Consider the following 22786-nt stretch of genomic DNA (forward strand, 5'->3'; position numbering starts at 1 on the left):
ATTATGCAGTTGTTTTTTCTTTTATTTCAAATGGCTTCAAAGCCAAATATGCCCTATCTACAGATCGTATATTTTCAAATACTAATAATAATCGTAGACCGTTACGGGTCTTTTTTTCTTTTATTTTACATTTTTGTGCATGTGACTGCACGTACTGTAATACTCTGGTAAATGTTGCAGTTTGATAAAATGCCGATTGTTGGTCGCTAATAAAGTAGCCAATCATTTTACCCTGTTTCATTATTATTTTTTCAAGCCCTATGCTATTTGCTATCCATTTAATACGAACGGAATTTAATAAATCTTGAGCTTCTTCCGGTAATTCGCCAAAGCGATCAACGAGTTGTGCTTCAAATTTTTGAAGGGCTGCTTCGTCTTTTACCTGATTTAGTTCTGTATATAACGTTAGTCTTTCGGTTATATTATTAATGTAGTCGTCTGGAAAAAGTAATTCAAAGTCAGAATCGATTTGGGTTTCCTTTACATAAACTTTTTCATGTTTGCCCTCAACTTCTTCATACAGGTCTTTGAACTCATTTTCTTTTAATTCATCAATAGCTTCAGCTAGAATTTTCTGATACGTTTCAAACCCAATTTCGTTGATAAATCCGCTTTGCTCACCGCCCAAAAGATCGCCAGCTCCACGAATTTCTAAATCTTTCATGGCAATGTTAAAACCACTGCCTAGTTCTGTAAATTGTGCTAAAGCTTCAATACGTTTTCTGGCATCATTGGTCATGGATTCGTACGGCGGAGTAATGAAATAACAAAATGCTTTTTTGTTTCCACGACCTACACGTCCTCGCATTTGGTGCAAATCACTCAAACCAAAATTGTTGGCGTTGTTTATAAAAATAGTGTTTGCATTGGTAACATCTAGTCCACTTTCTATAATGGTGGTCGATACCAATACATCAAACTCACTATTCATAAAACCTAGCATTAAAGCTTCAAGTTTCTTACCGTCCATTTGACCGTGACCAACAGCTACTTTAGCGTCTGGTACCAAACGCTGAATCATACCGGCAACTTCCTTAATATTTTCTATACGATTATGAATAAAAAATACTTGTCCGCCACGCTCAATTTCATAGCTAACGGCATCTCTTATAATTTCTTCATTGAAACGTACAACTTGACTTTCTATTGGGTACCTATTTGGTGGGGGAGTTGTAATCGTAGAAAGGTCACGAGCCGCCATTAAACTAAATTGTAGCGTTCTTGGTATTGGGGTTGCCGTTAATGTAAGCACATCAACATTTTCTTTGATAGACTTTAATTTGTCTTTTACGGCTACTCCAAATTTTTGCTCCTCATCAACAATTAAAAGTCCTAAATCCTTAAACTGAACATTTTTGTTTACCAATTGATGGGTGCCAATAATAATATCAACTTTTCCTTCTCCTAAACGCTGAATGGTTTCCTTTTTTTCTTTCGCTGTTCTAAATCTGTTCAGGTAATCTACCGTCACTGGCATATCTTTTAAACGCTCGGCAAAAGTACGATGGTGCTGAAATGCCAATATAGTGGTAGGTACTAAAACCGCAACCTGTTTGCCATTATCTACTGCTTTGAATGCGGCACGTATGGCAATTTCTGTTTTTCCAAAACCTACATCTCCACAAATTAAACGATCCATAGGTCGCTCACTTTCCATGTCTCTTTTTACATCTTCTGTAGCGGTACTTTGATCCGGAGTATCTTCATAAATAAACGAAGCCTCTAATTCATTTTGTAAATAACTATCTGGGTTATATTGAAAACCTTTTTCAAGCCTTCTTTTTGCATATATTTTGATAAGGTTAAAGGCAATCTTCTTAACACGAGATTTTGTCTTGTCCTTAATTTTTTTCCATGCACCTGAACCTAGTTTGTAAATTTTTGGTGGTGCGCCGTCCTTACCGTTGAACTTTGATATTTTGTGTAATGAATGTATGCTTACGTATAAAATATCACGCTCGCCATACATTAATTTAATAGCTTCTTGCTTTTTGCCTTCTACATCTATTTTCTGTAAACCGCCAAATTTTCCAATACCGTGATCAATATGCGTAACGTAATCTCCAATTTCTAGTTTGTTCAGCTCCTTTAAAGTAATTGCTTGCTTTTTGGCATAGCCGTTCTTTAGGTGAAACTTATGATAACGCTCAAAAATTTGGTGATCGGTATAACAAATCAGTTTTTGATCATCATCTATAAACCCTTGAAAAAGCGGAGATACGATAATTTGATAATGAACTTGTTGGTTTACTTCCTCAAAAATGTCATGAAAACGTTTGGCTTGCTGCTCACTGGCGCAAAATATGTAATTGGTATGGCCTTGGTCTTTGTATCCATTTAAATTCTCAATTAATAAGTCGAACTTTTTATTAAAAGATGGTTGAGGTTTTGAATGGAACTCAACTAAGTTGGGTACATCACGCTTTGCATCTTGGGTTAATACGGTAAAGCCTGATAATTGTTGATTAAATTCTTTGCCGCCCATGAACAACTCTTCAGGTTCGGCGTGTTTTATGTCTTTTGATAATTTTGTAAAAGCTTCTCTTGCTTTTTCAAAGAAATCATCTAATCTGTCGTATAAATAGTCGGTATTTTTAGCAAAAACCAGTGTATTAGAGGCTACATAGGTTAAAAAGCTCTGTCTTTTATCAATCAAAAACTTATCTGCCATGTTGGGCACAATAGTTATGGACTTCACCTTTTCTTTAGAAAGTTGTGTTTCTACATCAAAGGTTCTAATACTATCTATTTCGTCACCAAAAAACTCAATTCTGTAGGGTTCGTCATGTGAAAATGAATATACGTCTACAATACCGCCACGAACAGAAAACTCACCAGGTTCGGTAATAAAATCAACTCGTTTAAATTTATATTCAAATAAAATTTCGTTTAAAAAATCTAACGAAAGTGTATCCCCTAATTTCATTTTTAGGGTATTCTTATCCAATTCTTTTCTAGTAACCACTTTTTCAAAAAGTGCATCTGGGTAGGTAACAATGACCGCAGGTTTCTTTCTAGAATTTATTCTGTTCAACACCTCTGCACGTAAGAGCACATTAGCATTGTCCGTTTCTTCTATTTGATAGGGTCTTCTATAACTGCCAGGGTAGAACAGCACATGGTCTTCGCCTATAAGACTTTCAAGGTCATTTAAATAATAGGCGGCTTCTTCTTTATCATTGAAAATAGCCAAAAATGGGCGGTCTTCTGATTGAAAGATGCTAGAAAGTACAAAGGATAACGATGATCCTACTAGACCTTTTAATTGAATGTTTTTAGTTCCTGAATTTTCAGATTCGGCAATAGCATGCTGCAGTTTCCCTATTTGGGGAGACTGATTATACCGTTGTTGGATAGAAGAATGACTCAACAGTTTAAAATTTGTACAAATATAAGGATACCTAAGAAATGGATACCACTCATTATTATCATATATGGGTTACTTATTACCCCTAAAAAGTTGCAACTTGGGCTATAGCAGAAAAAGTGTTGTAATATGGAAGAGAATGAGTTTGATGTTTTTGTAATAGGAAGCGGTATAACTGGGCAAACAGTGGCAAAAGCTTGCGTTAAAGCGGGACTAAAAGTTGGTATAGCAGATAATCGTGAATTTGGTGGTACATGTGCTAATAGAGGTTGCGATCCTAAAAAGATTTTGTTAGGTGCCTTGGAGGCTTATGAATTGAGTAACAACTTAAAAGGTAAAGGTATTGGCAAACCAGCTAAAATTAATTGGAAGCAATTACAGAAATACAAGCGAAATTTCATAACCAATATTCCGGTTTCTACAGAAAAGATATTGAAGGGTAAGGGAATTACCTTGTTTCATCAATCTCCTAAGTTTATCGATGACACTTCGTTAATGGTAGAAGGTAAAAAGGTTACTGCAAAGAAAATTGTCATTGCAACGGGACAAGTTCCAAGAACTATGACAATACCAGGAGCCAAGCACTTTGAAAATAGTGATGACTTTTTAAACCTTAAGAAATTGCCTAAGCAAATGATATTTGTAGGCGGAGGATATATTGGGATGGAGTTTGCACATATGGCGGCAAGAGCTGGAGTTGAAGTTATCGTTTTAGATACTGGTAGTAGACCGTTGCATGCTTTTGACCCTGACTTGGTGAAAGAACTAAGAAAATATTCAGAATCTATTGGGATAAAATTCATTTTCAATGGGCAACCAACAAAACTGAAAAAGAAACGAAAAAAGCTCACCTTAACATATGAGGTTAGCGGAAAGGAAAAAACCATTGAAGGTGGCGCTGTGTTCAATACTGCAGGTCGTGTGCCTGCATTAGCAGCTTTGGACTTAGAAAAAGGTGCGGTTGATTTTAGCGATAAAGGAGTTGAGACTAATAATTTTCTACAGAGTAAAAGCAACCCTAATGTGTATGCCTGTGGCGATGTTTCCGATAAAAATTTGCCGCTAACTCCGTTATCGGGCAGGCAGGGTTATGTAGTAGCTGAGAATATTTTAAATGGTAATAAGAAGGAATTGGAGGTGCCGGTGATTCCGTCAGTTGTATTTACATTGCCGAATTTAGCAACCGTTGGTTATTCTGAAGATGAAGCGAGAGCCAGATACAAGAATATAAATGTCAACTTTGAAATAGCTACAGATTGGTTCAATGCCAAACGAATAAATACACCTTTGTATGCCTATAAAGTTATTACAAATGCAAGAACTAATGAGATTGTAGGTGCTCATCTATTAGGACCCGATGCTGGTGAAACTATCAATATTTTTACCATGGCAATTAATAATAACATGACCGATACCGATATAAAATCTACTATTTTTTCCTATCCTTCTTGGGTGAACGATATAAAAAATATGATTTAAGAGTTGTCTTTTATTCGTTCTTGAAGCTTTTTGAACGGACTGGTTTTATGATTTTTCATACCGTGAATAGCCACGGCAATAAAAAGAATAACTGACCCGGTCATTGCTGAATAAGCAATGTATATGTTAGAGCCATTATGTCTAATGAATATAGCAAGCAATGCCCATACACCAACCAAGGCGAACTCACGCATATTTCTTTTCCATATCATGAGCAAGTTAATAATAGTGGCTGCCACAATCATATTTATGGTCCAGGCTTGTTCAGATAGAATGCCCCCGTTCCAGTCTAGTTTGCTTAAATATGCTGATATATTGGCTATAGTAGCAACTGAGATCCAACCGCTGTATAAACAAATAGGCCACCAAACAAAAGCAAGTACTTCTATTGGTGCATCCCAACGTTCCATATTGGTATTTAGAATAATTTTTATCAAAGAAAGCAGTATTCCTAACATGATAATAACTGATAGTCCCGTGTAATTGTACATAAAAGCAAATACCCAGCAGCAGTTTAAAATATTGGCAAAAAAGAACCAATATCCTGTTTGTTCAATAAAATCACTTGGTTTATTACTAAAAAAAGCTCTTCTTACTTGAAAAATACCATAGGCCAATAAGCCTAGGAATATTACGCCCCAAATGGCAAAAGCGTATCCTGCTGGGGTAAATAAGTTTTCATACTGGGCGCTCATTTCACCTATGGTAGTATCATTGAGTGAAAATGCTTGTGAAATATAATTGACGGCAATAACCAAAATGACCGATACCAAATTGAGAACGGATAGTTTCTTTTTCATAAGGGTAAAAGTATTATGGTTATCTTATAAAGTTATGCTCTTTAGCACATTAAACGAACTATTTTCGATAAGAACGCTTCTTTTTCACCTCTTTTATAGGCACAGGTAGTACGGCATCGCCTAAAAGAGCATAAATCTCACAGCCATCGCAAGGTTCTAAAGTATACGTTCCTGTAAATTCACCAAAAGCGGGTACGATCATTTGATGTTCCGTTTTGTAGAAACATGGTAACCGAACCGATTGTCTTCCTAAACCACTTAATTTAATAGCAGGATGTATGTGCCCCGAAAAATTGAATAAGCCGTCTCTTTCTTCAGGGTGATGGGTGAGAAGAAATGATTCTAAAATTAATTCAGGAATTACTTTAATATGTAATTCTTCATATTTGATCGGAGAAATAATATCGTGGTTACCACTTACCAAAATTATTTCTTGAGCGGTTTTTTGTACCCAATCTTTAAATAATAACCATTCTGTATTTAAAGCAGAATGGAATAAATCTCCTAAAAAAACAATGGTTTTAGGTGTAAAATGGTCTACAACTGCCGTTAAGGCATCAAAATTTTGTTTTACCGCTTGTTGTGGAACAGCCGCACCATATTTTCTAAAATGAGAAACTTTACCTAAATGAACATCACTGATCAACAGCATTGATTGTTCTGCCCAATAGAGTGCACCAGAAAAGTGCATTTCAAAAGTTTGCTTATGAAGGGTAATGGAATGGGTCATTGATGCAAAATTACGAGAAAGTCCGGATTTAAAATTCATTTTAACCTCAAGAACATAAATTCCCCCCTTTGGGGGTTAGGGGGCAAGGTTTTTTATTTCTTCATCAACAGAGCAGCCATTTTTTTAATACGGTCTGCCAGTTTCTCGCTAGATAATTTTTCGCGACCCACACGTTCTGTAATTAACGGAAAGGAAAATGGAGTGGGCTGGGCACACTCTTTCCATACAATGTCTTGTGTAGCAATTCTTTCTAAGGATAATCGTAAACGACCTTCTTCTAGCTGGTGTTCAAAGGTTTCGGTAAAGGCTTGTTGAAATAATAGATTGTCCGCTTCGTAATCCCTAAAAACATCGAACAGTAATTGAGAACTACTTTGTAGATGTTTCATCTTAATTCCTTTTTTAGGATAACCGGTAAAAACCATGCCGCTTATAATGGCAACATCTCTAAATCTACGTCGCGCCATTTCGGTTGCATTTAAGCTTTTCTGAAGATCATCCAACATAAAATCAGTGGTAAAAAGATCATTATCCAATACTTGCTGAATATCTATGGGTTGGTCAGATAATAGTTCAAAACCATAATCATTAAATGCCAAAGAGAATGTAATAGGGGATAGCAAACTAATACGATACCCCAATAAACTACCCATAGCTTCATGAACAAATCTACCTTCAAAAGGGTAAAAAAGATGATGATAGCCATCTCGGGTCTTAAAGGTTTCAATCAGAAATTCTGATGGTTTGGGCACAATGCTGTCTCGTCGTTGTCGGTCAAAAAGTGGTGCCAACGCTCGTATTTCTGGTGATTGATTTTTTATTGGTTCGCCTGAACTGTATAATTCATTTCGTAATAATTCTGACATCTGGGCAGATAGGGTAAGTCGGCTTCCCATCCAACTAGAAATTTTGTTTGTTTTCTTGTTAGAATTCTTTACCTGTACCGTCATTTCCTTAATGCGGATGAATTCTAAATTTCTACCTGCAAACGTAAACACATCACCTCTATTAAGTTTAGATACAAAGAATTCTTCTATAGATCCAATGTAACCGCCTTTTTGATATTTTACGGCTAAATTAACATCTCCCACAATGGTGCCAATTTGAAAACGATGTCTCATAGCCACACCTCTATTGTTTACTTTAAACTTACCATCTTCTTCAACTTCTACTTTTTTGTACTCATCATAACTTTGTAGGCTTTGGCTGCCCATGACCAAGAAGTTAAGTAGCCACTGCCACTTTTCTTCAGTTAAAGTCTGATAACAAAATGTCTGTTTAATTTCTGGATAGATTTCTTTAGGATAAAATCCGTCAGAAATAGCCAAGGTGGTTAAATACTGTAAGAGCACATCATAACTGTTGAGGTAGGGCATGCGGTCTTCTACGGTATTTTGCTTCACCGCTTTTTGTAATGCTGATGCCTCTATAAGTTCAATGGCGTGCGTTGGTAGAAAATAAATAACACTTTCTTTACCAGGTCTGTGACCGCTACGCCCAGCTCGTTGTAAAAAACGGGCTACACCTTTTGGACCGCCAATTTGAATTACAGTTTCTACAGGAGCAAAATCTACCCCCAAATCTAAGCTTGAGGTACAAACAACTGCTTTAAGTTGCTCATTGCGGATGGCATTTTCTACCCAAACTCGTGTTTCTTTGTTGATGCTGCCATGATGCATAGCCATTTCACCGGCATATTCAGGGTGCTTTTCTAAAATTTTCTGAAACCAGATTTCACATTGGCTACGGGTATTGGTAAATAATAATGTGGTTTTACTATTGTTTATAATGGGCACCACATCTTCTAATAAATGCAGACCTAAATGCCCGCGCCACGGGAAGGTTTCCATTTTTTTTGGAATGATACTTTTTACCGTAATTTTTTTATTGATTTTGGCTTTTATGAGAACCGAGTTGTCAAGTGATTCTGAAGCCACACCTAGTAGCACATCTCGTGCCTGTTCTAAATTACCTATGGTTGCCGATATTCCCCAGATTCGTAGTTTGGGCGATACATTTTTTAAACGGGATAAAGCAAGTTCCATTTGTACGCCACGCTTGGTGCCCAATATTTCATGCCATTCATCAACTACTATAGCTGAACAGTCTTTGAAAATTTTATCATAGCCTTTTGTAGCCAATAATAGTTGTAGACTTTCTGGAGTGGTAATCAGCAAATCGGGCATTTGCTTTTTTTGCTTTGCACGCTCTTTGGTAGTGGTGTCACCTGAGCGAATACCTACGGTCATTTGTGTACCTAAATCTAGGGTGATGCGTTCTGCAGATTGTTTTATTTCTTGAGATAATGCACGAAGTGGAGTAATCCAAATTGCTTTTAATCCTTTTTTATGTTTCGTTTTATAATCAGGATTGTTTTTAATATAATTCAGTACTATAGGAAACCACAATGCATAGGTTTTTCCGCTTCCCGTGGGTGCGTTTAAAAGTCCGTTTTTACCTTGTAGAAAAGCTTTCCAAGTGTCTTTTTGGAATTTAAACGGTTTCCAATTTTGTTCTTGAAACCAGTTTTCGGCAATGGAATACAATTGTTCTCGATTCATTACGGAATTAAGTTTTTCAAATCATCCAACGTATTTGCTTCATGAATGTTTTTATCTTTTCGCCATCGCAACATTCTAGGAAAACGAGTAGCGATTCCGCTTTTATGTCGTTTCGATAAAGCTATACCTTCAAAGGCAATTTCAAACACATGATGCGGAGTAACACTACGAACGGGACCGAATCTTTCTAGGGTATTTTTCTTTATCCAAGCATCTAATTTTCTAAACTCGGCATCTGTTAACCCTGAGTATGCTTTTGCAAAGGTTACTAACTCTTTTTCTCCTTCTTCATTATCCTTCCAAAGGGCAAAAGTGTAATCTGTAAAAAGGTTGCTTCGCCTCCCATGTCCACGCATGGCATAGGTCAGCACGGCATCAATAGTTAACGGATCTACTTTCCATTTCCACCAATCGCCTTTTTTTCGTCCAACTAAATAGGGAGAATCTTTTCTTTTCAGCATCAATCCCTCGCTGTGCATTTCGCGAGAGCGATCTCTTTCTAGAGCCAATTCATCCCAAGAAGTAAAATGCATAGTTTTAGATAAGTGTAAAGGAATAACATTTTGATTTTGCTCAGTAACCTTGCTCTTACTCTGCTCAGTTACATTTTTAAATAGTTTTTCTAAATATTGTCTACGCTCTATAAATAGCAACTGGCGTATATCTTTTCCTTCCCATTCTAAAATATCATAGGCTTTTAAGATTACCGGAACTTTTTTTAAAAGTGCGGCGGTTACGTTTTTTCTACCAATGCGGGTTTGTAAATCGTTAAAGGTGCCAATAACACCTTTTGGAAAAGGTAGAATTTCACCATCTATGACTGTACCGTTTGGGATAACGCCTATGAATTTTTCAAATTCGGGATACTTATCCGTTACCAATTCTTCACCACGGCTCCAAACAAATAATTCATTGTTTCTTAAGATCACTTGAGAACGAATTCCGTCCCACTTATGTTCTGCAGACCATTCTTGTATATCGCCTAAGTCTGACACTTCACCTTCAATGGCATACGCCAAATAAAAAGGATAAGGTTTTGAAAGGTAATCGCTCTCATTTTCCTCTAAAACCAATTGCTGAAAAGTGATTTTATTCGGGTCCCAGTTGCCCATTAATTTATAGGCTAGAATATCTTCATCAATTTGGGTGGCTTTTGCAAGGGCACGTGTCATTAGTTTTTGACTTACCCCAATTCTGAATCCGCCAGTAATCAGTTTAGTGAACACAAACCGTTCGTAATAGTTTAAAACACTCCAATTTTCGTATAGATATGCTCTTTTTTCTTCGTCTGTTTTCTTTTTAAGAGCAATCATTTCTTGAAGAAAATCGGTTAAACTTTTGTCCGATGATTGGTCGGCTGCAGGAATGACCAAGGCGATAGTTTCTGCGAGATCACCAACAATATGATAGCTTTCTTCAAATAACCACAATGGAATGTTTGCCAATTCTGAAGCCCAAGTTCTTAATAGCGTTGTATTTACCGGTCTTGGTGGTCTGCGATGCGATAAAATTGCGATGGTCCAAACCTTATCGGCATCATCGGCTTTCAAAAAATAGTCGGTCAATGCCTGTACCTTAACCGTAGTTTTATTGGTACTATCCAAGGTTTTTATAAGCTGTGCAAAATTTCTCATACAGATGCGGTCGATTTTGAAGCTAATGCAGCTTCTGTTTCTTCTTCACCGTATTGCGTTGCTTCTGTACGGGCATCATAACCTTGTTCCCGTAAATATTTCGAGAATATATCTGTATAGCCATGTGTACAGATAATTTTTTCGGCGCCTGTGGCTTCAATACTTTCTAAAAGGCCGGGCCAATCGCAATGATCGCTTAAAACAAAACCTTTGTCAATAGCCCTTCTTCGTCTTGCTCCCCTAAAGGTCATCCATCCGCTTGCGGAAGCGGTAACATAGGGCACCATTTTTCTGATCCAAGTACTGCCATGTGCACTTGGTGGTGCCAATACTATATTGCCCAATAGCTGCTCTTTTTTGGTGTCTCTGGTAATTAAAGTGGTCTTGGGAAAATCTACCAACGGTCTAAGTACCTGGGTCATATTTTCAATGGCACCATGGGTATATATTTCTCCAATGTCGGTATCTAGGTACTTTAATAATCGTTGTGCTTTGCCCAAACTATACCCAAAGAGTATGGATGTTTTACATTCAGCTCTATTTTCTGCCCACCAATTATTGATGTTTTCTAGAACTTCTGCCTGGGGTGTCCATTTAAATGCAGGTAGTCCAAAAGTACATTCTGTAATAAAGGTGTTACACTTTATAGGTTCATACGGTGTGGAAATACCATCATTTTCAGTTTTATAATCTCCTGTAAAAACCCAAACTTCACCTTTATTTTCTACCCTAATTTGTGACGATCCAATAATATGGCCGGCAGGGTGTAGACTAAATTTTACGTTGTTAATGATAAAAGTTTCGCCCCATTCTTTTCCAATAACGTTTATTTCACCTAAACGATGTTGTATAATAGGTACATTTCTGTGATGGGTTATATATTTTTTGTGCCCATATCTACTATGGTCCGCATGCCCATGTGAGATTATGGCATGGTCTACAGGTTTCCAAGGGTCAAGATAGACTTTGGCCGTTTCGCAATATATGCCATTGCTTGTAAATTGTAATAAAGGAGATTTCATAGCGATAACAAGTTACAAATTTAGGATGCAAACAAAGTTGATGACAAACGAAACTATGACCTCTAAAAAATTTATATTTGCTCAATAATTAAAAAATAAGATATGTCTTTTGCAGATTTATATAGTAGCGGTGAGCACAGAAGAAACTTAGCTCATTTTGCGGCTTTGGCAACTTTAGCGTCTATTGACGGTGAAATTAGTACAGAAGAAAAGAAATTATTAGATCGTTTCGCTAGAAAATTGGACATCACAGAGTCTGAGTATAAAGAGGTGTTTAAGAAAGAGAACAAATACCCAATAGATTCTACTCCAGATTCTGAGAAAAGATTAGAGCGTTTATATGATTTATTTAGAATAGTATATTCTGATCATGAAATTGATGATGAAGAAAGATTGTTAATTAAGAAGTATGCTATTGGTCTTGGTTTTACCGGAGAAAAAGCAGATAAAGTGATTGAACGTTCCGTAGCAATTTTTGGCGGCAAATTCGATTTTGAGGATTATTTATATCTTTTAAAAAAATAAGCGGAAATAAGTGAATAAAAAAGGGAGCTAAATGCTCCCTTTTTTTATTAATGATATTTATTTAAAAATTCTTGTAGTTTTTCTACCATATTTTTACTTCCGCAGAAAAACGGAACACGTTGATGAAGTTCTGTTGGTTCTATGTCCATAATTCGGTTTTTACCGCCGATGGCAAGACCATTTGCTTGCTCTGCCAAAAAAGCCATAGGATTACATTCATAGAGCAATCTAAGCTTACCGCTTTGACTAACACTACTTTTTGGGTACATATAAATACCACCTTTGATCATGTTCCTATGAAAGTCAGAAACTAAAGAACCAATATACCTAGAAGTATACGGTCTATCATCTTCTTCCATTTGGCAATACTTTATATAATCTTTTACGCCTTGGTGAAAATGTACATAGTTACCTTCGTTTACAGAGTAAATACTGCCGTTTTCAGGAAACTTCATATTAGGGTGAGATAGATAGAACGTACCTAACGCCGGATTTAATGTAAAGCCGTTTACACCATCACCTGTAGTATATACTAACATTGTAGAAGTACCGTAGACAACATAACCTGCGGCAACTTGTTTGTGACCAGGCTGTAGAAAATCTTCCATTGTTACAGGTGTACCTACCGGAGTAATTCGTCTGTAGATAGAAAATATTGTACCTACAGATACGTTTACATCAATGTTAGAAGAACCATCTAATGGGTCAATAAGGACCACATATTTATTTTGATGATTTTCATCATTACTATTAATGCTGATGAAGCTATCTTCTTCTTCAGAAGCAATACCGCAAACAATTTCTCTATTTTTTAAGGTCTGAATGAATTTGTCATTGGCAAAAAGATCTAATTTCTGCTGATCTTCACCTTGAATGTTGGTCTCTCCAACTCCGCCTAAAATATCTATTAGCCCTGCTTTGCTTACCTCGTGGTTAACAACTTTTGCAGCTAATCTGATTGCATTGATAAGTTTTGATAATTCACCTGAAGAGTATTGAAAAGAATCTTGATTTTCAATAATAAACTCCCCTAGGGTCTGATTTCTTTTTGGAGACATTTTTTAGTTTATGGTTTATACAAATATCGTGTATTTTGTTAAACGTTTCATTTTCGTTTTAATTACATTATGTAAATTTATAACTTCGTGTTTTATTTGTAACAATTATGGATTATACAATTAGAGTTGCCCAAAAAGATGACATGAAGCAGGTGCTTCAATTAATTCAAGAATTAGCCACTTTTGAGAAAGAGGATGATGCGGTAGAAGTGAGTGTGCAAAATTTAGAAGAAGATGGGTTTGGTAAACAGAAGTTGTTTCATTGTTTTGTTGCGGAAAAGAATGATAAAATCGTAGGTATGGCATTGGTATATCCAAGATATTCAACTTGGAAAGGTCCTGTTATACATCTAGAAGATTTAATCGTTACCAAAGAAATGAGGGGTACTGGTTTGGGTACCGCACTTTTAGATGAGGTGGTAAAATATGGTGATGAGTTGGGAGTGAAGAGAATTAGCTGGGAGGTTATTGATTGGAACGAACCTGCTATTGGTTTCTATGAAAGTAAAGGTGCCAACGTTATGAGAGATTGGGACGTAGTTCAATTAGATGAAACCGGAATGAAAAACTACTTAAGCGCTTTGGCTTAATTGAAAAAGAACAAAAAAATAGATACATATTGAGTATGAGGGTTTTTAAATTTGGAGGAGCATCTGTTAAAGATGCAGATGCTGTTAAAAATGTAGTGAAAGTTTTACAAGAAGTAGGGTATGAGAATACGCTATTGGTAGTATCGGCAATGGGTAAGACCACCAATGCTATGGAAGATATTATAAATGCATATTTTGATGATAAACAGGAAATACCTTCTAAAGTGGCAGAGTTGGTAGACTACCATCATGCTATAGTTTCAGAATTATTTCCTAATGCTCAGCATGCCATTTATAAAGAAATAAAGATTCTTATTGATGAAATAAATGGTTTTTTAGTTTGGAACAAATCTCCCAACTATAACTTCGTATATGATCAAATAGTGGGTTATGGAGAATTACTATCTACTACGATTATTAGTGCATACTTTAAAGAAGTTGGTATAAAAAACAACTGGTTAGATGTACGAAACTTCATTAAAACAGATAGTAATTATAGAGATACTACGGTAGATTGGGAACGTACTCAAGAAAACGTTACTAAAATAGACCAAAGGGTTTTAAACATTACCCAAGGTTTCTTAGGTAGCGACGACAATAACTTTACAACAACTTTAGGCCGTGAAGGTTCCGATTATTCCGCTGCAATACTTGCGTATTGCCTAAATGCAGATTCAGTAACTATTTGGAAAGATGTACCCGGTGTTTTAAATGCCGATCCAAGGTATTTTGAAGAAACCCAGTTGCTAAACAACATCTCTTATAGAGAGGCTATTGAATTGGCGTTTTACGGTGCATCTGTAATTCATCCAAAAACATTACAACCATTGCAACGTAAAGAAATTCCGTTACACGTAAAATCTTTTGTAAACCCTAAGGGAAAAGGTACAACGGTTGGTAAAGGAGTTGGTATTGAACCAAAGGTTCCTTGCTTTATTGTTAAAAAGAATCAGGTATTGGTAAAATTATCTTCGCTAGATTTTTCTTTTATTGTAGAAGATAGTATCAGCGAACTTTTTAAACTGTTTCATCAGCACAAGATAAAAGTAGATTTAATTCAGAATTCAGCTATTAGCTTTTCCGTTTGTATCGATAATAAATTCGGAGGTTTGGAAAAACTTTTGCAACAATTAAAAAGTAAGTTCAAGGTAGCTCATCATGAGAACGTATCATTATATACCATTAGGCACTTTGATAACAAAGCGTTAGAAACTTTACAGAATGGGCACGAGCTGCTATTGGAGCAACGTGGTACGGAAACCGTTCAGCTTGTGGTGAAGTAAATTCAAGGTCATTTCAGACATGTTTAATAGGTAGCTGCAAAAGCTATTTTCCTATATTTACAGTCTAATCGATGATGATTTATGGGTTTAGTTACCGCGAAGGAAGTTGCCAAGGCTATCAACCTCTCTAAATACGGAGTGTTAGGTACCTTTATTGGTTGGATATTGTTGAAAGTTACCAGAATATCCAGTATTAATCGATTTTATGATACCATTGCCCATTTAGAGGGTGAGGACTATGCCAACGCCATTCTAGAGCATTTTGAAATTGATTTTGAAATTCCTGAGGAAGATTTTAAGCGTTTGCCCAAAGAAGGGTCTTACGTAACCATTAGTAATCACCCATTGGGTGCCATCGATGGTATTTTGCTGTTCAAACTAATGGTCAAGCAACGACCGGATTATAAAATTATGGCCAATTTTCTTCTGGAAAGAATGGTGCCTTTAAAACCCTATATATTACCGGTCAATCCTTTTGGAGACCATAAAGATGCCAGAAGTAACTTGGCCGGATTCAAAAAAACACTGGAACATTTACAAAACGGCCATGTATTAGGTGTATTTCCGGCAGGAGAAGTTTCTACCTATAAAGACGGCAAGCTCATAGTTGACAAACCATGGGAAGAGGCGGCTATAAAATTGATAAGAAAAGCTGAGGTACCCGTTGTGCCTATATATTTTCATGCTAAAAATAGCTCTTTGTTCTATCGCATTTCTAAGTTAGGAGATTCGTTACGGACGGCCATGATTCCTTCTCAAGTGTTTTCCCAAAGAAATAGACCAATTAAAGTGAGAATAGGGCAACCTATCTCCGTTACCGCACAAAAAGAACAGAATAGTTTAGAAGAGTATACAGATCTATTACGACGTAAAACCTATATGCTCTCCAATGCTTATGAAAAAGAGCGTTTGATCGATCAAATACCTACATCGCTTAAATTGCCCAAGCAACCTAAGAAAATTGCGGATGCTGTTCGTAAAGAGGTTATGGAGGGTGAAATAGAGAAGCTTAGGGAGAAAGAGTGTCGTTTGCTTCAAAGTAAAAATTACGAAGTGTTTCTTGCAAAAGAAAAGGATATGCCTTTTATTTTAAAGGAAATAGGTCGGCAGCGAGAAGTTACCTTTAGGGCAATAGGGGAAGGGACTAACAAGGCTATTGACCTGGATAGTTTTGATAGTTATTACCACCATTTGTTCTTATGGGATGATGAGGCTAAATGCATTGTTGGCGCTTACAGAATGGGAATGGGATCAGAGATTTTTCCGGAACATGGTATTGATGGTTTTTATGTACAAGATTTGTTTAGAGTAGAGCCAGAATTGTATGATATGATGGAGCACTCTATAGAAATGGGACGTGCCTATATTACCAAAGAATACCAACAAAAACCTATGCCTTTATTTTTACTTTGGAAAGGTATTGTGCATACTACCTTAAGATTTCCTGAGCATAAGTATTTAATAGGTGGCGTAAGTATCAGTAACCAGTTTTCAAACTTTTCTAAATCGTTGATGATCGAATTTATGAAGTCTAATTACTGGGATCCCTACGTAGCACAATATATAAGGCCAAAGAAGGAGTTTAAGGTAAAGCTGAAAGATGCTGATAAGGAGTTCGTTTTTGATGAAACGCAAGCCGATTTAAATAAATTTGATCGTTTAATAGATGAGGTAGAGCCAGGTAGTCTTCGTTTACCGGTTTTGATTAAGAAGTACATAAAACAGAATGCAAAAGTGGTTGCTTTTAACGTAGATCCCTTATTCAATAATTCAGTTGACGGATTAATGTATATCAAAATCGCCGATTTACCGGAGAGTACCGTAAAACCGGTTATGGAAGAGTTTCAGGCAGAACTGGAGCGAAAATTGTTGGAATCTCAAAACCCCGAGCCGGAAGTATAATCTAGTCTACACCAACAACGCTACTTCGCCTTTCAAAAAGTACATTGTCTACCCATTGCCCGTGTAATTTGCCAACGCGCTCACGTTTGCCGATCATTCTAAATCCTGTGGTTTCATGAAGTTTAATGCTACCATGGTTAGTTGGGAATACACCGGATTGTAGTGTCCAAATACCTTCTTGTTCACTAGCGGATACTACGTGTTCCAATAATACCTTGCCCAAACCTTTACCTCTGCTATTTCTAGAAACATAGACACTTATTTCGGCTACGCCGCCATAGACGCATCTATTGGAAACTGGGGATAGGGCTACCCAACCCAATATTTCATCTTTTTGTTCCGCCACAAAACGGCAGTTGCTCATATGTGCTTTGTCCCAATTTTCAAACGTGGGTACTTTGGTTTCAAAAGTGGCAATGCCGGTATCAATACCTTCTTTATATATTTTGGCAACAGAATCCCAGTCCTCAGCCAACATCTTTCTTATAATTAAATCCTTCATATGTAGTTTTTAGCAACAATTATCTTTAGTGGTTTCAAAAAAAGAATTTAGAAGTGTTTGTACCGCCGTCCATTGTTTAAGATTAATACAATAGCATACTTTCTTGCCTTCAATTTCACCTCTTATTAAATCTATACTCTTAAGTTCTTTTAAATGCTGTGAGATAGTAGGCTGTGCCAATCCTATTTCATCTACAATATCATTACAAATACAAGCATTTTGCTGACTTATATATTGTAAGATGGCAATACGGGCAGGGTTGGACAGTACCTTGAAAATGACTGCCAGTTCATTCTGCTCTATATTAAATATTTGCGTTTTGGTTATTCCCATTTCAAATTTATATATTGCTATATTACGATAATAAAGAATATAAAAAAAGCCAGATGAAGTCTCAACTGGCTTAAGTTATTTAGAACCAAGGCTTTTTACCTACTTGGTACGTGTTGTAAAATTCTTCATCTGATTTTGTCAGGTATATGATACCTTCAATAATACCTACTACCCACATTGCAGATGCACCTATACCACATGTTACGGCTCCTAATACTAGTGTGATGACTAGCATTATAATTCCTTCCTTTTGGTATCCTAGTATAAACTTATGAATACCTAAAGATCCTATTACGATAGCCAATATACCAGCTAACATTTTTTTATTTTCTACTCCAGGGCCTCCACTGAAAGCTTCTTTTGCTCCTGCGGTAAAATCACTGGCTGCTTTTTTAGCTCCTTCGCTAAATTCTTTTGCAGATTCTTCTGCCTTATCTCCGAAATCTTTGTTTTCTTCTGACATTTTAATTGTTGTTTGGTGGTTATTATAAGCGATAAATGTAGCGATTATTTTAACATCATAAAAACGCTTTATCTATTGGTTCCCAAAGTTCTAGCTTATTTCCGTCGGGATCTAAAATCCAACCAAATTTTCCGTATTCAAATTCTTGAATCTCACCAACGACAGTTACTCCTTCTTTTTTCAGTACTTCTAATAGTTCAACAAGATTTTCAACCCTAAAATTCATCATAAAACTAGATTGACTTGGTTTAAAATATGCTGTGTCTTCATTCATAGGGCTCCACTGTGTTGAGCAGTCGTTGCCTTCTTTGTCTTTATACCAAAAAGTATAACCGTATTGGTCAGTGTTTAATCCTAAATGCTTGTTATACCAATTTTTAGAATGGTCAGGGTCTTTTGTTTTAAAAAAGAATCCGCCTAAGCCTGTTACTCTGTTTTTCATAACTGTCTATTTTTTGATGTTATTCTCGTATAAAGCAATCCACTGTTGAGGTGTCATTTTGGTGCATAGTTCTGCAATTAGTTTGAAAGGGATATCATCCATGCTTTTGAATCGTACACAACTTTTGCCCATATCTAGTTTACGTTTGCAATGTTTAGGGTATTCGCTCTTAAACCAGTTCATTAAAGTAATGTCAGCATATATACCAGAGTGATACAAGCCGATAAAATTCTTTTGTGAAGCCAAATTAATAAAGGGTAACGGTAGTTCTGAATTAACATGATAACCTGCCGGATAAATAGAATGTGGGACTACATAGCCTAGCATACCATAGCTTAATTGCTCTTCAAAACCAATAGGTAAATTTTTTGAAATGATACCTCTTAGTTTTTCTATTACCTCTTTGCGTTCTGGTGGTAATTGGGCAATATAGTCATTTGGTGAGCTGGCTTCGTATTTCATATCACTCTAAAAATTTGGCTTTTACTTTATCTACTACTGTTTGGGCTAGTTTTATTTTACTTTCTACCGTCCAACCTGCTACGTGTGGTGATAGAATTACTTGATCTGAGTCAATTAGATATTGAAATGCTTCGGGTAAATTGTCATCGGTAAACATGTTTTCAAAAGAAGCCTTTTCATATTCCAATACATCTAAACCGGCACCAAGTACCTTGTCCGATTTTAAGGCGTTGACCAAATCTGTGGTAACTATACATTTACCTCTAGCAGTATTGATGATCCAAATAGGATTATTGAATTTTTCTAAAAATTCAGCATCTACCATACCTATGGTCAATTCTGTTTGTGGTACATGTAGACTTATAACATCAGCTCTATTTTGAAATTCCATAATACCTACTTGGCGTGCATTTTCATCTTCTACACCACCTTGAATATCATAACAAATAACCTCTTCTACATCAAAACCCTGTAATTTTTTAGCAAAGGCTTTGCCCATGTTTCCATAGCCTATAATACCTACCACCTTGCCCTCTAGTTCAATACCGCGGTTACCTTCACGGTCCCATTTGCCATTTCTAACTTCTTTGTCTGCGCTGTTCAATTTATTAAATAACGACAGTAACATACCTAAAGCATGTTCACCAACGGCATTACGATTACCTTCTGGAGCGGCAGCAAGAAAAATACCAAGAGATTTGGCATGTTTTGTATCTATATTTTCCAGTCCGGCACCTAAGCGCCCTATAAACTTCAAATTCTTTGCCTTGTTTAGAAACTGCTCATCTATACTGAACCTACTGCGAATTATAAGACCGTCATAGTCGCCAATTTTGGCTTCTATCTGTTCTTTGGTAGAGTTATAATCTTCATCGTTCTGAAAACCTAGTTCAGAAAATTGTTCAATGATTAATGGGTGGTTTATATCTACGTGTAATACTTTCATTTATGTTTAATTATATTTTGGGGTACTCTGTTTTTGTTTTTTCGTTTTTAATGTTTCCGGTGTGGGAAGTGCTTAATTTTTCAAAAAGCATTATCTGTACTTCTTCATCGTTCTTGGTCATTGGGCAATGCTCAACACCTTTGGGGACAATGATAATTTCGCCTTGCTGAACCTTTTCTGTTCGATCTCTAAACTGCATGTACAAGGTGCCTTTTACTACTTGAAAAAGTTCATCTTCATTGTCATGGGAATGCCAAACAAATTCACCTTTTATCTTAGCTAGTAATACCTGCATATTATCTACAACACCTATTTGGTGTGGATGCCAATAACCATCTACAGCTTCGTATTTTTCTTTAAGATTGATGCTTTTCATGGGTGTGTTTATACTATCCTGAACTTTGAAGAAAAGAAAATTAATATAGTAATATACGGAAAGCCACAGTATTCTAAAAGAAGAGGGGCAGTTTATTATATACCTAAGATTAACTTGGCAATAGAGAAGTAAATTAAAATTCCAAAAATGTCATTACTGGTAGTAATGAAAGGTCCTGTTGCAATGGCCGGATCAATACCTCTTTTGTCCAAAAATAGCGGAACAAAGGTGCCAATGAAACCGGCAACTACGATAACTGCGATCAATGAAATGGAAATTGCTAAAGAGGTAAGAAAATCTCCTTTCCAAATCCATGTAAAAATCAATAATAGGCATGAAAGAATGAATCCGTTCAATAATGCCAAAAGCATTTCTTTAATTAATCTGCTACTTATACTTCCTCTAATATCATCATTGGCCAACCCCTGTACAATTATGGCGCTAGACTGTACACCAACGTTACCGGCCATTGCGGCTATTAATGGGGTAAATAAAAAGAGTACGGTATATTCACGAAACATCTCTTCAAAACCGCCCATAATCAAAGCGGCGCCCGCACCACCAAAAAGACCTAAAATTAACCATGGTAAGCGCGCTTTTGTAAGATCCCAAATACTATCATCAGCTTCTACATCTTGTGATATACCAGCTGCCATTTGGTAATCTCGTTCTGCTTCTTCTTTGATGACATCTACAATATCATCAATAGTAATACGACCAACCAGTCTGCCAATTTCATCTACGACAGGTATAGCTTCTAAATCATACTTACTCATGATTCTTGCTACTTCTTCTGGATCTTCATTAACATTGACAGAATCAACATTTTTAATGAAAACGTCTTTTATGTGGGTTTTGGTAGAGGTAGTCAACAAATCTTTTAATGATAATCTTCCTTTTAATTTGTCTTGATCATCTACCACGTAAATAGAATGTACACGCGTAACATTTTCTGCCTGAGTACGCATTTCCTTAACGCAAGTAAGCACATTCCAGTTTTCGTTAACTTTTACAAGCTCTTTTGCCATAAGACCACCAGCGGAATCATCAGCATATCTTAATAGGTCAACAATATCTTTTGCGTGTTCTCTGTCTTCAATTTTAGAGATAACGTCTTGTATCTGGTCCTTAGGTAACTCGCCAATGATATCTGCGGCATCATCGGTATCTAGTTCCTCTAATTCGCCAGCAATTTCTTTTGTAGATAGGCTGCTTAATATGGCTTCACGAACATCTTCATCTAACTCGGTAAGAACATCTGAGGTTTTGTCACTGTCCAATAGCTTAATTAGATAGGTAGCTTTATCCTTATCCAATTCATTGATAATCTCAGCAACATCGGCATAGTGTACAGTACTCAACATAGAGTTCAGTTCAGTATCATTGCTTTGTTCAATGAGCTGTTCTATCTCTACTACAAGTTCTTCTGTAAGCTTAAAGGGTGTCATCTGCTATTTTGTTCGTCAATGCTATAAAATCGTCAACCGCCAACTGTTCTGGTCTAAGGTCAAATATAGTGTCTTCTCTGAGATTATCTGATAATGAAAATGTTTTTAAACTGTTACGTAATGTCTTTCTTCTTTGGTTAAAAGCTGTCTTAACTACTCTGTACAACAATTGTTCATCACAAGAAAGCTCAAAGTTGGCTTTACGTGTTAATCTTAAAACGCCCGATTGTACTTTTGGTGGAGGGTCAAAAACATCTGGTTCTACCGTAAAGAGATACTCCGCGTCATAGAATGCTTGTACTAGAACCGAAAGTATGCCGTATGCCTTGCTACCTTCTGATGAGCAAATACGTTGCGCCACTTCTTTTTGAAACATACCCGAGAATTCAGGAATTTGATTTCTAAGCTCCAACATTTTGAAAACAATCTGTGTAGATATATTGTATGGAAAGTTGCCAGTAATGCCAAATTGCTCATCACCAAACAAAGTAGAAATATCAAAGTTTAGAAAATCAGCTTCAATAACTTTAAAAGAGCCTTCTCCCTCAAATGCTTTTGGGTGTTCTAGTGGAAAGGTTTCGTTTAGGTAGGTTATAGACTCTGTATCTAGGTCCATAGCCACCAAATTACTATTATTTAGCAAAAGGTATTTGGTTAAAACTCCCGTACCCGGACCAATTTCTAGGACGTTCTTATATTCTTTTTGAAATAAGGTTTCGGCAATTTGTCTTGCTATGTCTTCATCTTTTAGAAAATGTTGACCTAAATGTTTTTTTGCTTTTACAGGACCTTTTTCATGATGCTTTTTATGCGCATATTTATCACCTTTGTTCTTCTTTCTTTTTGTTCCCATACATCTTTTT

At 36.4% G+C, this 22786-nt stretch carries 21 protein-coding genes; 5 read left to right on the top strand and 16 right to left on the bottom strand.

Features of this window, described 5'->3' with window-relative positions; all coding sequences use genetic code 11:
• Position 1: 1 nt before the first annotated feature.
• A complete protein-coding gene (mfd, locus tag PXD56_RS02325) occupies positions 2 to 3370 on the bottom strand; it encodes a transcription-repair coupling factor (RefSeq protein ID WP_276491749.1) in 3369 nt (1122 codons plus the stop codon).
• 126 nt (positions 3371 to 3496) lie between these two features.
• Between mfd and PXD56_RS02330 the strand changes: the two genes are divergently transcribed.
• Positions 3497 to 4846, top strand: a complete 1350-nt coding sequence (locus tag PXD56_RS02330; protein ID WP_276491750.1) for a dihydrolipoyl dehydrogenase family protein — start codon at positions 3497 to 3499, stop codon at positions 4844 to 4846.
• Here the strand turns inward: PXD56_RS02330 and PXD56_RS02335 are convergent.
• The 5 genes from PXD56_RS02335 to PXD56_RS02355 are packed head-to-tail and all read right to left on the bottom strand — an operon-like array spanning position 4843 to position 11593.
• On the bottom strand, positions 4843 to 5646 hold the full coding sequence (locus tag PXD56_RS02335; protein WP_276491751.1) for a tryptophan-rich sensory protein: 804 nt from the start codon (positions 5644 to 5646) through the stop codon (positions 4843 to 4845). The two genes, PXD56_RS02330 and PXD56_RS02335, sit on opposite strands and share 4 nt — an antisense overlap.
• 58 nt (positions 5647 to 5704) lie before the next feature.
• Positions 5705 to 6415, bottom strand: a complete 711-nt coding sequence (gene pdeM, locus PXD56_RS02340) for a ligase-associated DNA damage response endonuclease PdeM (RefSeq protein ID WP_338088433.1) — start codon at positions 6413 to 6415, stop codon at positions 5705 to 5707.
• Positions 6416 to 6468: 53 nt separating this feature from the next.
• Complete coding sequence (locus tag PXD56_RS02345; protein ID WP_276491752.1) at positions 6469 to 8937, bottom strand: ligase-associated DNA damage response DEXH box helicase; 2469 nt, start codon at positions 8935 to 8937, stop codon at positions 6469 to 6471.
• Entirely contained in the window at positions 8937 to 10571 is a 1635-nt protein-coding gene (locus PXD56_RS02350) for an ATP-dependent DNA ligase (protein ID WP_276491753.1), read from the bottom strand. Before PXD56_RS02350 ends, PXD56_RS02345 begins: the two co-directional genes overlap by 1 nt.
• A complete protein-coding gene (locus PXD56_RS02355; protein ID WP_276491754.1) occupies positions 10568 to 11593 on the bottom strand; it encodes a ligase-associated DNA damage response exonuclease in 1026 nt (341 codons plus the stop codon). Before PXD56_RS02355 ends, PXD56_RS02350 begins: the two co-directional genes overlap by 4 nt.
• Positions 11594 to 11695: 102 nt before the next feature.
• On the opposite strand from PXD56_RS02355, the gene PXD56_RS02360 reads away from it, so the two are divergent.
• A complete protein-coding gene (locus tag PXD56_RS02360; protein ID WP_276491755.1) occupies positions 11696 to 12118 on the top strand; it encodes a tellurite resistance TerB family protein in 423 nt (140 codons plus the stop codon).
• 47 nt (positions 12119 to 12165) lie between these two features.
• Here the strand turns inward: PXD56_RS02360 and fbp are convergent, their stop codons facing one another.
• On the bottom strand, positions 12166 to 13176 hold the full coding sequence (gene fbp, locus PXD56_RS02365) for a class 1 fructose-bisphosphatase (RefSeq protein ID WP_276491756.1): 1011 nt from the start codon (positions 13174 to 13176) through the stop codon (positions 12166 to 12168).
• Between the two features lie 107 nt (positions 13177 to 13283).
• Between fbp and PXD56_RS02370 the strand changes: the two genes are divergently transcribed.
• The 3 genes from PXD56_RS02370 to PXD56_RS02380 all read left to right on the top strand — a co-directional run bounded on the left by PXD56_RS02370 (position 13284) and on the right by PXD56_RS02380 (position 16951).
• Positions 13284 to 13766, top strand: a complete 483-nt coding sequence (locus PXD56_RS02370; RefSeq protein WP_276491757.1) for a GNAT family N-acetyltransferase — start codon at positions 13284 to 13286, stop codon at positions 13764 to 13766.
• A 35-nt stretch (positions 13767 to 13801) separates the two neighbouring features.
• Positions 13802 to 15049 carry an aspartate kinase gene (locus PXD56_RS02375; RefSeq protein ID WP_276491758.1) on the top strand — a complete coding sequence of 416 codons (1248 nt, stop codon included), beginning with the start codon at positions 13802 to 13804 and terminating at the stop codon, positions 15047 to 15049.
• Between the two features lie 81 nt (positions 15050 to 15130).
• On the top strand, positions 15131 to 16951 hold the full coding sequence (locus PXD56_RS02380; protein ID WP_276491759.1) for a lysophospholipid acyltransferase family protein: 1821 nt from the start codon (positions 15131 to 15133) through the stop codon (positions 16949 to 16951).
• A 1-nt stretch (position 16952) separates the two neighbouring features.
• On the opposite strand, the gene PXD56_RS02385 is transcribed toward PXD56_RS02380, so the two are convergent.
• The 9 genes from PXD56_RS02385 to rsmA form a co-directional block, all read right to left on the bottom strand.
• Complete coding sequence (locus PXD56_RS02385; protein ID WP_276491760.1) at positions 16953 to 17453, bottom strand: GNAT family N-acetyltransferase; 501 nt, start codon at positions 17451 to 17453, stop codon at positions 16953 to 16955.
• Between the two features lie 9 nt (positions 17454 to 17462).
• Positions 17463 to 17786 carry an ArsR/SmtB family transcription factor gene (locus PXD56_RS02390; protein ID WP_276491761.1) on the bottom strand — a complete coding sequence of 108 codons (324 nt, stop codon included), beginning with the start codon at positions 17784 to 17786 and terminating at the stop codon, positions 17463 to 17465.
• A gap of 79 nt (positions 17787 to 17865) precedes the next feature.
• Complete coding sequence (locus PXD56_RS02395; protein ID WP_276491762.1) at positions 17866 to 18249, bottom strand: TM2 domain-containing protein; 384 nt, start codon at positions 18247 to 18249, stop codon at positions 17866 to 17868.
• A 55-nt stretch (positions 18250 to 18304) separates the two neighbouring features.
• Positions 18305 to 18691 carry a VOC family protein gene (locus PXD56_RS02400; protein ID WP_276491763.1) on the bottom strand — a complete coding sequence of 129 codons (387 nt, stop codon included), beginning with the start codon at positions 18689 to 18691 and terminating at the stop codon, positions 18305 to 18307.
• A 6-nt stretch (positions 18692 to 18697) separates the two neighbouring features.
• A complete protein-coding gene (locus PXD56_RS02405; protein WP_276491764.1) occupies positions 18698 to 19153 on the bottom strand; it encodes a DUF1801 domain-containing protein in 456 nt (151 codons plus the stop codon).
• A 1-nt stretch (position 19154) separates the two neighbouring features.
• Complete coding sequence (locus PXD56_RS02410) at positions 19155 to 20099, bottom strand: 2-hydroxyacid dehydrogenase (protein ID WP_276491765.1); 945 nt, start codon at positions 20097 to 20099, stop codon at positions 19155 to 19157.
• A 10-nt stretch (positions 20100 to 20109) separates the two neighbouring features.
• Positions 20110 to 20475: a cupin domain-containing protein gene (locus PXD56_RS02415; RefSeq protein ID WP_276491766.1), complete on the bottom strand. Its 366-nt coding sequence runs from the start codon at positions 20473 to 20475 to the stop codon at positions 20110 to 20112.
• A gap of 95 nt (positions 20476 to 20570) precedes the next feature.
• A complete protein-coding gene (gene mgtE, locus PXD56_RS02420) occupies positions 20571 to 21923 on the bottom strand; it encodes a magnesium transporter (RefSeq protein WP_276491767.1) in 1353 nt (450 codons plus the stop codon).
• On the bottom strand, positions 21910 to 22776 hold the full coding sequence (gene rsmA, locus PXD56_RS02425) for a 16S rRNA (adenine(1518)-N(6)/adenine(1519)-N(6))-dimethyltransferase RsmA (RefSeq protein ID WP_276491768.1): 867 nt from the start codon (positions 22774 to 22776) through the stop codon (positions 21910 to 21912). The genes mgtE and rsmA overlap by 14 nt, the downstream gene beginning before the upstream one ends.
• Between the last annotated feature and the right edge of the window lie 10 nt (positions 22777 to 22786).

Source organism: Maribacter zhoushanensis, from assembly GCF_029350975.1.
Lineage (GTDB): Bacteria > Bacteroidota > Bacteroidia > Flavobacteriales > Flavobacteriaceae > Maribacter > Maribacter zhoushanensis.